At 40.7% G+C, this 12583-nt stretch carries 14 protein-coding genes; 9 read left to right on the top strand and 5 right to left on the bottom strand.

What is annotated here, in order from left to right; all coding sequences use genetic code 11:
• Positions 1–42 precede the first annotated feature (42 nt).
• The 6 genes from HLH18_RS07395 (at position 43) to HLH18_RS07420 (ending at position 6311) form a co-directional block, all read left to right on the top strand.
• Entirely contained in the window at positions 43–1635 is a 1593-nt protein-coding gene (locus HLH18_RS07395; RefSeq protein ID WP_131290311.1) for a peptide chain release factor 3, read from the top strand.
• A gap of 108 nt (positions 1636–1743) precedes the next feature.
• Entirely contained in the window at positions 1744–2568 is an 825-nt protein-coding gene (locus tag HLH18_RS07400) for a hypothetical protein (protein ID WP_171546319.1), read from the top strand.
• A 66-nt stretch (positions 2569–2634) separates the two neighbouring features.
• The gene (locus tag HLH18_RS07405; protein ID WP_171546320.1) at positions 2635–3612 is read left to right on the top strand and encodes an RsiV family protein; all 978 of its coding nucleotides are present in this window, start codon (positions 2635–2637) and stop codon (positions 3610–3612) included.
• Positions 3612–4433 carry a TatD family hydrolase gene (locus HLH18_RS07410; RefSeq protein ID WP_171546321.1) on the top strand — a complete coding sequence of 274 codons (822 nt, stop codon included), beginning with the start codon at positions 3612–3614 and terminating at the stop codon, positions 4431–4433. Before HLH18_RS07405 ends, HLH18_RS07410 begins: the two co-directional genes overlap by 1 nt.
• A 175-nt stretch (positions 4434–4608) precedes the next feature.
• Positions 4609–5343, top strand: coding sequence for a Bax inhibitor-1/YccA family protein (locus tag HLH18_RS07415; RefSeq protein ID WP_171546322.1), 735 nt, complete (start codon positions 4609–4611; stop codon positions 5341–5343).
• A gap of 161 nt (positions 5344–5504) precedes the next feature.
• Positions 5505–6311 carry an enoyl-ACP reductase FabI gene (locus HLH18_RS07420; protein WP_131290296.1) on the top strand — a complete coding sequence of 269 codons (807 nt, stop codon included), beginning with the start codon at positions 5505–5507 and terminating at the stop codon, positions 6309–6311.
• 146 nt (positions 6312–6457) lie between these two features.
• Here the strand turns inward: HLH18_RS07420 and secB are convergent, their stop codons facing one another.
• The 4 genes from secB to rsgA form a co-directional block, all read right to left on the bottom strand.
• Entirely contained in the window at positions 6458–6913 is a 456-nt protein-coding gene (gene secB, locus HLH18_RS07425) for a protein-export chaperone SecB (RefSeq protein WP_131290293.1), read from the bottom strand.
• 38 nt (positions 6914–6951) lie between these two features.
• A complete protein-coding gene (gene grxC, locus HLH18_RS07430) occupies positions 6952–7206 on the bottom strand; it encodes a glutaredoxin 3 (RefSeq protein ID WP_086175788.1) in 255 nt (84 codons plus the stop codon).
• A gap of 22 nt (positions 7207–7228) precedes the next feature.
• Positions 7229–7636, bottom strand: a complete 408-nt coding sequence (locus HLH18_RS07435) for a rhodanese-like domain-containing protein (RefSeq protein ID WP_131290290.1) — start codon at positions 7634–7636, stop codon at positions 7229–7231.
• Between the two features lie 93 nt (positions 7637–7729).
• Positions 7730–8788 (bottom strand): small ribosomal subunit biogenesis GTPase RsgA, encoded by a 1059-nt coding sequence (gene rsgA, locus HLH18_RS07440; protein ID WP_171546323.1) that lies wholly within the window; start codon positions 8786–8788, stop codon positions 7730–7732.
• 125 nt (positions 8789–8913) lie between these two features.
• Here rsgA and orn point away from each other — a divergent pair, with 125 nt between their 5' ends.
• The 3 genes from orn (at position 8914) to HLH18_RS07455 (ending at position 11376) form a co-directional block, all read left to right on the top strand.
• Positions 8914–9471, top strand: coding sequence for an oligoribonuclease (gene orn / locus HLH18_RS07445; RefSeq protein ID WP_131290284.1), 558 nt, complete (start codon positions 8914–8916; stop codon positions 9469–9471).
• A gap of 166 nt (positions 9472–9637) precedes the next feature.
• Entirely contained in the window at positions 9638–10423 is a 786-nt protein-coding gene (locus tag HLH18_RS07450) for a tRNA threonylcarbamoyladenosine dehydratase (RefSeq protein WP_171546324.1), read from the top strand.
• 443 nt (positions 10424–10866) lie between these two features.
• Positions 10867–11376: a pyridoxamine 5'-phosphate oxidase family protein gene (locus HLH18_RS07455; protein ID WP_171528120.1), complete on the top strand. Its 510-nt coding sequence runs from the start codon at positions 10867–10869 to the stop codon at positions 11374–11376.
• A gap of 114 nt (positions 11377–11490) precedes the next feature.
• Here the strand turns inward: HLH18_RS07455 and HLH18_RS07460 are convergent, their stop codons facing one another.
• A complete protein-coding gene (locus HLH18_RS07460; RefSeq protein WP_171546325.1) occupies positions 11491–12534 on the bottom strand; it encodes a hypothetical protein in 1044 nt (347 codons plus the stop codon).
• Between the last annotated feature and the right edge of the window lie 49 nt (positions 12535–12583).

Raw genomic sequence — 12583 nt, forward strand, 5'->3', positions numbered from 1 at the left:
GTTCTGATCTTTTACACTGCCATTCTGCAGTAGGTATCTTTCATGAGTTTTAAAGACGAATTAGCGGCACAGGTCGCGAAGCGACGGACGTTCGCGATTATTTCCCACCCCGATGCTGGTAAAACCACCATGACAGAAAAACTGTTGTTATGGGGTAAAGCGATTCAGGTTGCTGGGATGGTCAAAAGCCGTAAGTCAGACCGTGCTGCAACTTCTGACTGGATGGAAATGGAAAAAGAACGTGGTATTTCCATCACCACATCGGTTATGCAGTTTCCTTATAAAAAGCATGTGATTAACTTACTTGACACTCCGGGACATGAAGACTTCTCGGAAGATACTTACCGTACTTTAACTGCGGTTGACTCTGCACTTATGGTGATTGATGGTGCAAAAGGTGTCGAAGAACGTACCATTAAATTGATGGAAGTGTGTCGTATGCGCGACACACCGATCATTTCTTTCGTCAACAAAATGGACCGTGAAATCCGCGAGCCGTTAGAATTGCTTGATGAAATTGAAAACGTGTTAAAAATCCGTTGTGTGCCACTGACCTGGCCAATGGGTACAGGACGTGATTTCGCCGGTGTCTATAATCTTTTAGAAGAAAAATTTTACGTCTACAAAGCCGGTTTTGGTTCAACCATTACCGACATTGAAATCCGTGAGGGTTATGATTATCCAGACTTGCGTGAAAAAGTCGGTGATCTTGCTTTTGCTGCTTTTGAAGAATCTTTGGAACTGGTGCAAATGGCCAATGATCCGATTGATCGTGAGCTATTCTTGCAAGGTAAACAAACCCCAGTCTTGTTTGGTACTGCTTTAGGTAACTTTGCGGTGGATCATGTTTTGGATGCTTTCATTAAGTGGGCACCTGAACCTAAGGCGCATCCAACCAAAGAACGTACTGTAGAAGCCACTGAAGAAGGTTTCACCGGCTTTGTATTTAAAATTCAGGCCAATATGGATCCGAAACATCGTGACCGTATTGCATTCATGCGAATCTGTTCAGGTAAGTATGAGAAAGGTTTAAAAATGAATCATGTCCGTCTGGGTAAAGATGTACGGATTAGTGATGCATTAACTTTCTTGGCGGGTGAACGTGAACAGCTAGAAGAAGCTTGGCCAGGTGACATCATTGGTTTGCATAACCACGGTACCATTCAAATCGGTGATGCTTTTTCATCGGGTGAAAATATTCACTTCACTGGTATTCCACACTTTGCACCAGAAATGTTCCGCCGTGTACGTCTTAAAGATCCGCTTAAATCAAAACAACTGCAAAAAGGTTTGAAAGAGCTTTCGGAAGAGGGCGCGACTCAGGTATTTATGCCGCAAATTAATAATGATTTGATTGTCGGGGCAGTCGGTGTACTTCAGTTTGAAGTGGTAGCGTATCGCTTGAAAGAAGAATACAAGGTTGATTGTGTTTATGAGCCTGTAAACATTAATACCGTACGTTGGGTTTCATGTGATGATGAAAAGAAATTCAACGAATTTAAGAAAAAAGCGCATGACCAGCTTTCGATTGATGGTGGCGGTCATTTGACTTACCTGGCGCCAAGTCGTGTGAACTTGCAACTCATGCAAGAGCGTTATCCGGATATTCAATTCCGTGCTACACGCGAACACTAAACATAACGAAAAATAAAACAGCTTCTTTATGAAGCTGTTTTATTATGTAAAATCATTTATATAGATACATTTATATAGATCAGTCACTTTAGAAAAAGAGTTGTAAGCATGAATGGGAAAATAGTGGGTGCATCAGTGATCGCCATTGGTTTGATACTCAGTGCCTGCGATGCTTCAAAAAAAGAACAACCAGACCCATCACATGAAAAGTCTGAAACTTCTGTATTCAAAACAGAAAAAGCAGAAGTTTTGCCATATTTAAATATTCAAGAGCAAGATGCAAGAATTGCTTTGCCTTTCTGTGAAACCAAAAATTGTATCGATCTGAGTATTCAAACCGTACATACCGAAGATGCCTGGTTAAATGACTGGATTGCGAAAAGCCAGGCGCTGGTGATTCAAGATCAAATCGGTATGAAACAAAATATGAGCCTGCAACAAGCCATCAATGCGTATGTGAAAAAGTCGGACGCATGGCAAGCTGAATTTTCCAAAAATAAAGCTTATGAGCTGTCGATGTATACGCGAATTGCCTATCAGCGTAATCAATATGTGTTGATGCAATTAGGCGTAGATACCAACCAAGAAGGCATTAAGGTTAAGGAACGTTATTACTTCTTTGTGGCCGACCGTAAAAAACAGAAAGCGGTCACTTTATTGGATGTGATTGAACCGAAACAGCAAAACAGTATGAATAGCCTTGTGCAGCAGGCTTATCAAAAATGGTTAAATGAACAAACGGCTGAAGTGAAGCAGAAGGCGCCGAAAAAACTGTATTGGGGACAAGCCGACTGGTTCTTTGATCAGGAAGGCATTGGTGTACATTATCGTACCCATGAAATTGTTCAGGATGGAGCACAACTGGATATTTATTTAACCAAACAACAAACGCAACAGTTATTGAAAGTTGATGTTTATCAGCATATGTTCTAGTTATCTATTTTAAATACAGACATCTAACAGAGTCACTTTACCCGATTAAAGTTATAGGTCAGCCTCATGTTGAAAAATAAAACAATATTTACCATCAGTATTCTTGCATCAGCGATTGCATTGAGTGCATGCCAGCCTAAACAGACCGAACCTAAACAGGATCAAACGCCGGCATCGGAAGCGGTTCAAGCTGAAGTATTAAAATTGGCAGGGGATTCTGAAAAGTTAACTTTAGATTTGCCTGAGTGTGATGGCAATAGTTGTCCTGAAATTTCGATAGAACGTCTTTCCAGTAACCAGGCCTTTATTGATGAATTCATTGACCAGCAAATTTTAAAACAGCTGGATCATATTTTAGATATTTCTCCGAAGTTGGCAAAAGAAAATCAACAGGCAACAACAGCAGAAAATTCGAAAGATTCAAAAGCTCAGGATCAGGCTGCTGAACAGGCCGCATCAGTAGCGATTGAAACGCCAAAGCAAAAACTGGAACAACAAGTTGCACCTTATTTAGTGAATTTTTTGTCATTGGATAAAGAATTGAAGGCTTTAAGCGCCAATCATCAAATTAGTTTAATGATCAAGCCGAAAATCTTAAATGCAGACTTGCCTTTAGCGACTGTAGTTTTGAATTCGAGTAGTTATTTGGGTGGGGCACATGGTTCAGCATCACAGCGCTACTATAATTTTGACCTGGAAAAGAAAAAACAGGTTGAGCTGAATGGTATTCTGGCGCCAAATCAAAAAGCCGCTTTGGAAAAGAAAGCCCATGAAGTGTTTAAAACTTGGGTGATTGAATCCAAGTTGGCGAATAGCGTTGATGAATATGAACAGGCATGGAAATTCACCTTATCGGATAATTTCTATTTATCTAGCCAAGGTTTGATTTTGCAATATGGCGAATATGAAATTGGCCCTTATGTGGTGGGATTGCCACGTTTGACCATTTCTTATGATCAATTGCAAACCGTGCTGAAGAAACAGTATTTACCTCAGGTTGAAGCGCCGGCAAGTACAGCTACGGCAAATAAAGCTAAATCTTAATGCCTTATCCACTGTTTGATACCCATACCCATTTTGATGTTCCCGATTTTGATCATGATCGGGAGCAACTGGCGCATGCTGCAAAAGCAGTGGGGGTGGAACGGTTAATTTTGATTGGTTTTGTGCAATCTCGCTTTAATGATTTAGTTCAAAGTCAGCATTTTTTAAATCAATTACCGGATGCACCCAAAAGCTATTTAGCTCCTGGTCTGCATCCGGTTTATATCGAACAGCATCAAGCATCTCACCTTGCCGATTTAGAGCGACTTTTAAAAACTGAAGCATGTGTGGCGATTGGTGAAATCGGTTTGGATAGCTTTTTAAAACAGCACAAGCAAGCAGATGCTTTTCAAAAGCAACAAGATTTTTTTTCGGCACAACTTGAATTGGCGCAACAATTTGATAAGCCTGTGTTGTTGCATATTCGTAAATCGCATGCTGAAACCTTGTCTATCTTGAAGCAGCATCAATTTAAATTGGGCGGTATTGCCCATGCCTTTAGCGGTGGGATAGAAGAAGCCAAGGCTTTTATTAAACTGGGTTTTAAAATTGGGGTCACCGGGCAAATTACTAATCCGAATGCAAAAAAAATACATGCGGTGGTTCAGGCCATTGGGGCGGAACATCTGGTATTGGAAACCGATTGTCCAGATATGACACCTTTATGTTGTCAAAGCTCAACCGAGCAGCGAACCCGAAATACCCCTGTCAATTTGCCTTATGTTTTAGCCGGATTGGCACAATCTCTTCATCTTGCACCAGATATTCTTGCCCTGCAACTCTGGCAAAACTCGCTCAATGCTTTACAGCTTGATGCTTAAAAAACGTTATTAAATAACCTTTTATCCATAAATATTCGTATTTGATTACATAATTTGCTATGAATATATTTTGTTGAGTCATCCTGTTTTGTGGAATATTGAAAAGATCCATTTTCTATGGTTAAAACCTGTCTATACTATTTTAAAAATTGAAATGAAAAATAATGAGTGAATTATGCAAAGTAATAACCCCATTTTAACCCGGGTGGAAACCCACAGTGATTATAACCAGACCATGACTGTACAAGGCGCGATTCAAAAATCTGTGTTATTGACAGTCATTGCTGCTACAGTAGGTTTGTCTCTGTTTTTTTATAGCTTCATCAGCTTAAATTTATCATTGGCCTATGCGGGTGCAATGGTCGGTGCGGTTGGTGGATTGATCCTGGCACTCATCGCTACATTTAAGCCGAATACAGCACCGGTATTGGCGATTCCTTATGCCTTATTTGAAGGTGCCTTTTTAGGCGGAATTTCAGTAATATTCCAGGTGAAATTCCCGGGCGTACCTTTACAGGCATTACTGGCCACCTTTATTACCACCTTGGTGATGTTTGCCTTGTATCGCTTTCAAATTATTCGTGCTACAGAAAAATTTAAAGCCGTGGTTTTGTCCGCCTCCATTGCGATCGCAATTGTCTTTGTGGTGCAAATTGTCATGCGTTTGGCTTTTGGTTCAAGCATTCCTTACATTTTTGAAAGCAATTGGCTCGGTATCGGCTTTGCTGCATTTGTTGCAGTGATTGCTTCTTTAAACCTGATTCTCGACTTTGACCTGATTGAATCATCAGCTGCGCAATACGCCCCGAAAGCGATGGAATGGTTGTGTGGTATTGCCTTGTTAGCGACTTTGGTCTGGATGTATTATTCATTCCTGCGTTTGCTCAGTTTATTACAAGGCGATGATTAATCATCTTAAAAGTAAAATGCATCTAAATAAAAATGCTCCCAGATCGTGGGGGCATTTTTTTATGACTTTTACAGAACATGGTAAAAAAAGGCGCATTATGCAATTTCGCAAATGCTCCAGACTTGGCATTATGCTTGTAAATTATTTTGAGTGAGATTCACATGGCACAAGGACTATTGGCGGGTAAGCGCTTTTTAATCGCGGGTGTTGCAAGTAAGTTATCAATTGCATTTGGTATTGCTCAAGCCTTACACCGTGAAGGTGCGGAACTTGCATTTACTTATCCAAATGAAAAATTAAAAAAACGTGTTGATGATTTTGCTGAACAATTTGGTTCAACGCTAGTTTTCCCTTGTGACGTGGCAGTTGATGCTGAAATTGACCAGGCCTTTGCAGATTTGGCAAAACATTGGGATGGTCTGGATGGCGTAGTTCATTCAATCGGTTTCGCGCCTGCACACACTTTGGATGGTGACTTTACCGATGTGACTGACCGTGAAGGTTTTAACATTGCCCACGACATTAGTGCATACAGTTTTGTTGCAATGGCACGTGCTGCGAAACCTTTACTCAAAGTTCGTCAAGGTTGCTTACTGACGTTGACTTACCAAGGTTCTGAACGTGTGATGCCAAATTACAATGTGATGGGTATGGCTAAAGCCTCATTGGAAGCAGGCGTACGTTATTTAGCGTCAAGCTTGGGTAGCGATGGTATTCGTGTGAATGCCATTTCAGCGGGGCCAATTCGTACATTGGCTGCATCAGGCATTAAATCATTCCGTAAAATGTTAGACCTGAATGAAAAAGTTGCGCCACTTAAACGTAATGTCACGATTGAAGAAGTGGGTAATGCTGCATTATTCTTATGCTCACCTTGGGCAAATGGTATTACTGGTGAAATTATGTATGTTGATGCTGGCTTCAATACAGTCGGTATGAGCGCAGATTTAATGATGGATGGTGAATAAATTCATCTAAAAGCTCCTCCCTTTTTTAAAGGGGGGGTGGGAGGGATTCTGTAATCTCCCCCAACCCCTCTTTGATAAAGAGGGGCTTAAACGCCAATAAAAAAGACCGCATATGCGGTCTTTTTATATGAGGTTGGCTTAAACGATTAAGCCTGACCTTCAGCAGCGGCAACTTGAGCACGTTGCATATTCGCTTCGAATTCAGCATCGAAGTTAATTGGAGTAAGTAGCAATTGCGGGAAGCTTCCTTTAGTTACCATGTCATTTACAGCTTCGCGTAAGAATGGGAACAGAATATTTGGGCAGTATGCACCCAAAATATAAGGAAGGCGTTCTTCTTCAACGCTATCAACCAAGAAGATTCCAGATTGTGTTACATCAACGATGAATGCGGTTTCACCTGCGTTATTTGCTTGAACAACCACTTGTAATGAAACTTCATAATGTGTCGCATCAATTTTTTCTGCAGAAGAAGACAGATTGATATTTAATTCAGGCTGCCATTCTTTGGTAAATACTTGAGCCCCAGGTACTTCAAAAGAAATATCTTTAGTATAAATACGTTCAAGTGCTAATTGTGCTTGAGCTTGTTGTTCACTCATTTTTTAATCCTTAATATGAGGGTGACTTAATGAAAGTATTAAGCCAATAATTCGTTGAGTTTTCCTTCACGCTCTAAAGCATAAAGTTGATCAAAACCACCGATAAATTGGTCGTTAATAAAAATTTGTGGAACAGTACGGTGATTGGTGCGTTGCATCAGTTCAACACGTACTTCAGGCGCTTCGTTAGATAAATTAATTTCTTTATATGCAACGCCTTTACGCTCAAGAAGTTGTTTTGCGCGAACGCAGTAAGGGCATACAGTCGTTGAATAGATAGTTACTTCAGCCATTAAAATAATCTCCTTAAGCGAATTACTTGCTTTTAATCAGTGGTAAGCCTTGGACTTTCCAGTTGTTGATACCGCCGTCTAAACGGTAGCTATCAGCATGACCGACCTGTTGCAAAGCTGTACCTGCGATTTGACCGAGGTTACAAATAAACACCAGTGGACGATCTGAAGATTTTAACTCTTCAAGATGGCTTGTAATTTGGCTATACGGAATGTTGCGGCTACCGCTGATATGACCTTCACGGAAGTCTTTGGCATCGCGTAAATCAATCAGCATGGCATTCTTAGCTTTGACTAAAATGCCCAAAGATTGTGGTGAAATCTTACGACCATGGCGTTGTCCTTCTAAAACGAAGAACAAAACAATGAGAACCCCAAGTGTTCCAAACAAGAAGGGGTGATTCCCCATAAATTCCAACCAACGTTCCACAAGTCACCTAAGTACAATTTTAAATTGCGTAGAGTATAGCTCATAAATATGGCGATCAAAATCACCGCTTCAAGGGCTAAGGGTTAAGAAAAACTAATTTTTTTGCTGAGCTTCAGCAATTTCATCGGTTAAACGTAAATAACTGTCTAAACGACGCTGCAAAATTTCACCCGATTGCGCTGCCTGACGCAAAGCACATTGTTTTTCATGCTTATGGGTACAGTTACGGAACTGGCAATGTCCAAGCAGATTTTCAATTTCAGGGAAACCTTGCTGAACTTTGTCCGGGTTCAAATGCCATAAGCCAAATTCGCGAATTCCCGGTGAGTCAATCAGTGCTGCACCTTCACCAAACGCAATTAGACGTGTAGAGGTGGTGGTGTGCTGACCCAGTGCAGAGTTTTCCGAAATGATATTGGTCTTTTGCGCAGCATCAGGAACCATGGCATTAATCAGTGAGCTTTTCCCGACACCGGACTGTCCCACAAAGGCCACAGTTTCACCAGCCAAACGATTGGCTAGTTCCGATAAATCACCACCAGATTGTGTTTGAATGATTTCATAACCTAATGCCTGATACTCTTGCATCAGGATCAAGATCGGATCATTTTCTTTAATCAAATCAGATTTATTCAGCACCAAAAGTGCAGGAATTTCTGCATCGGCACATGCCACGATATAACGGTCGATTAAGCTGGGAGCGACTTCGGGGAAGGATGCAAACACAATCACAATCAAGCTGACATTAGCGGCGACCGGCTTAACTTTATGGTAGCGGTCAGGACGTGTCAGTAGTGATTGACGTGGATGAATCGCAGTAATAATGCCGAGTCCGGTATTCGGATCGGCCTGCCATTTGACCCGGTCACCGGTGACCAAGGCTTCTAAATTGGTACGTGTATGACAGCGCCATACACTGCCGAGTTCAATCGGCTTCCAAAAAGGTTCTGGTTCACCTGCGAGTACTTCAGGTTTGATCGGATGCTCATCAGGCGTTGATAGGGCTTGAACCTCAAGTTGACGACCATAGTGCTGTACCACCAAGCCTTCTAAATCACTTGAAGTGTCGAGTTCTTCTTGACGTGTTTGATGTTGTTTCTGAATGCGACGTTGCTGCTGTTCAGTTAAACGACGTTTACGAATTAAAGCCATTCATATCCTAAGAAAACCATGAACTAAGGATGTCAAAAATAGCATGAAGCGGGGTACGAGTTACAGCCAAGATGCAATAAATTTGCTACTATAGCCGTTTTTAAGCCTAATAAGATTGCACATTTATGAGCAGCACTCCTGATACTCGCCTCATTTGGATTGACCTTGAAATGACAGGTCTAGATACAGATAACGACCAAATTATTGAAGTTGCAACAATTGTGACAGACGATAACCTCAATATTTTGGCGGAAGGCCCTGTGCTTGCTGTGCATCAGTCAGATCGCGTGCTCAATGCGATGGATGAATGGAATACCCGTCAACATGGACAATCGGGTCTGATTGAACGTGTACGCCGTAGTAAACTCACTGCACAAGATGCCGAACAACAAACCTTAGAATTCCTGAAAAAATGGGTGACGCCAAAATCATCACCAATGTGTGGTAATTCCATCTGCCAAGACCGTCGTTTCTTGCACCGTTTAATGCCGGAAATGGAACAATTCTTCCATTACCGTAATCTTGATGTATCTTCAGTAAAAGAGTTGGCGAAACGCTGGCGTCCAGAAATTATGAGTGGCTTGAAAAAGAATGCCTCACATTTAGCCATGGATGATATTCGTGATTCGATTGTTGAACTCAAATATTATCGTGAGTATTTCTTTATCATGAATAAAGACTGATCCTACTAGGATGAATAAAAGAGGCGCAAGCCTCTTTTTTTATCGTTAAGAATTCTCTTTATTTCATCTTTGATTGGGGCTATTGAATAGACTTAAAGATATAGATTATCGCATTGAGGTTGAATTTGATAAAATGCGCCGGTGTTTTTTAGATACCAGATGACGAATGACTGATCTTCCTGAAGATGATGAATATGAGCGCCGCTTTGCAGGTGTGGAAAAAATTTATGGAGATGAAGCTTTTCGTCAGTATGAACACAGCCATGTCATGGTCATTGGAATTGGCGGTGTCGGTTCTTGGGCAGTTGAAGCTTTAGCACGTACCGGCATTGCTGAGCTGACGATCATTGATATGGATGTCGTTGCTGCATCCAATATTAACCGTCAGTTGCCTGCCATGAGTTCGACCTTGGGGCGTGAAAAAATTGAGGTGATGGCAGAGCGTTGTCATTCGATTAATCCACGTATCAAAATTAATTTGGTGGATGATTATTTAACGCCCGAGAATGTCAAAGAACTGTTAGAAAACAAACCCGATGTGGTTCTAGACTGCATTGATGATGTCAAAGCCAAATTGGCGTTAATGCTGCATTGCCGATTTAATAAAATTCCTTTGATTGTATCGGGCGGTGCAGGCGGCAAGCTGGATCCCTTAAAAATTCGTGTTGCAGATTTGTCTAAAACTGAACAGGATCCGATGTTGGCCAAATTACGCAGTCAATTGCGTGCCAAAGGAATTTGTAAAAAGCCCAAAGAGAAATTTGGCATTACCTGTGTCTATTCGATTGATAATCCATTCTCAAGTGCCGATGTCTGTCCAAGTGCCGGCTTGCGTTGTGGCGGTTATGGTTCAGCCGTGGTGGTGACTTCAAGTTTTGCCATGGTGGCTGTGTCAGAGGTATTGAAAAAGCTGACGCTTAAAAAAGCGAAAACGGAAGCATCAAAATCATGAGCTAAACCCGAGTCTGTTGATTTTTAAGCTGGGCATTAATACGTTTGAACGCTCCTGTTGATTTTTAAGCTGGGCATTAATACGTTTGAACGCTCCTGTTAAATTTCAGCAGACTATTAATGCACAATTCATAAAAATTAAAACAATTGAAGCAGAGATATTTAACCCAGTTAAAAATAGTTCAGGTATGCGAGCAACTGTAAAATTTATCGCTCATGAGCCTTTAATCAATCTAAAGATAAATTCGACTTCTTAACTCTGTTTATAAGCAAATTCTTTTTCGTTGTTTCTTATGATCTTTAAGCCAATTTTTTATTATTCAAATGTATAAGTTGAGTAAGGTGGGATATCCAAAGTGAAAAATATCACTACTCTAGTAAAGAAGCGAATACACAAAATTAAATAATTTCTTATTTCTAAAGTTTAGCTTCAGGAGAAGAGCAATGACGGATAATCATAATCGCGAAAAATTATGGCAACTGATCAAGGAAGTACGATATGCCATGATCAGTCATACGACTGAAACGCAGGAATTACATTCACAACCGATGACCATGCTGAATTCCGAGAAGACTGAGAAGATAAGTGAAGGTCACAGTCTGTATTTTATCATGAGTGATAGCAATGATCTGGTGAATGCAGTCAATTCGGGGCGTAATAAAATTGGATTATCTTATGCCAAACCCGCTGATGGTATTTATGTCTCGATTAGCGCACATGCCCATATCAGCACAGATGCAACCTTGATTGATAAGATATGGAATCCGTGGGCTGAAAACTGGTTTGAAGGAAAGGAGGATCCGAGCATACGCATTTTGGTTGCTGAAGCGGTGAGTGCGGAATATTGGAACGTGACCGACAATAAAGTGACTCAACTCTTTAAATTGCTTAAAGGCAGTCTTACTGGTCATGCCGACGGAGTGGAAACGGATCACAAAAAACTAGACTTATAATCCGCTTATCTTTAAGGCTAATAAAAACAAAAAACAAGAAGAACATGTATAGATAAGAGACGTGTTCTTCTTTTTATAGCTATTGAGCTGAATTTTTTAGTATCTTTATAAAATTTAAAGTCCAAAATAATAAGCCAACAGACAAATCACGATGGTCAACAAAATCAGTTTAATCACCCCCGATGCACCGACTTTATGTGAAGCCGCTGCTTTGTGGGTTTTTAAATGGGGTGATGCGGGCGGAGTGGCATGTGCGCCGTCTAAAGGATTGGCAATTTCTACTTTACTCAGTTTTGCAGACTGATAATGATTGGCAACTTTGACAATAAATTTTGCTCTTAAATCATCCAGTTTTTGCGAAAAGTGACGCAGATTCAGTTGATCTTCAGCTGTAAGTTCACTGCCATCAGCATGAAACGGATGTTGCAGTTTGTGCTGAATGTAAGTCGATAATGCTTCTAAACGATGTAAGGTGCTATGCGCATAATCCGCCTGATATTCACTTGGCAGTAAAGGCAGATATTTACTTTCAAGCAAAGGCGAGCCATCGGCATTTTCGGTCTCAGCTTGAGTGATGCCGTAATAAGGAAAATCCCGGTTTGCGGGTTCGCTAAAGCCTTGTGCAAATTTGCTGTCAAATAATTCATTATCGGTATAGGTCTGAATATCATCCCAATTGGGCTGTTGTAAATCGGCATCTACACGTTTTGCAAGCTTGGGATTTAATTCAAAACGCCAAAATGTTTCCTGACGACATTGTTCTTGTTGGGGTTTAGGCGCTTCATAGTCATTGTCAGCGCTATACCATTCAGGTAATTCCTTACCAAAAATCCATGCGGTTTTTTTGTTATGTTCATGGCTGACAATAAAATGTGGAATCGCGAGTAGCTCTACATTAGCATTTGGATTTTTTTCGTCAATTAAAAGACTTGAACTATGCAAGCTAATACGGTGGCTGCCTTGTTTTTTCAATCCTTCAAGCCAGATTTGAAAATGTTGCGCCAGTAAATGTTGTGACATGAGATCACGGAAACGCAAGTTATGCTGGTTAAAAATGGAATGCTGGACCCAATGGTTAAAGCTTAAATTCTGGCTGAGATACTCATTACCATACGTTACCAAAGTCAATTGTTGTTTCCAAATTGGATCGAGTGCCATTGTTATTGATCTCATGAATAATGGCTTTATCTTATACTTTTTATAAATC

It is taken from the genome of Acinetobacter sp. ANC 5414 (assembly GCF_013004295.1).
Classification (GTDB): domain Bacteria; phylum Pseudomonadota; class Gammaproteobacteria; order Pseudomonadales; family Moraxellaceae; genus Acinetobacter.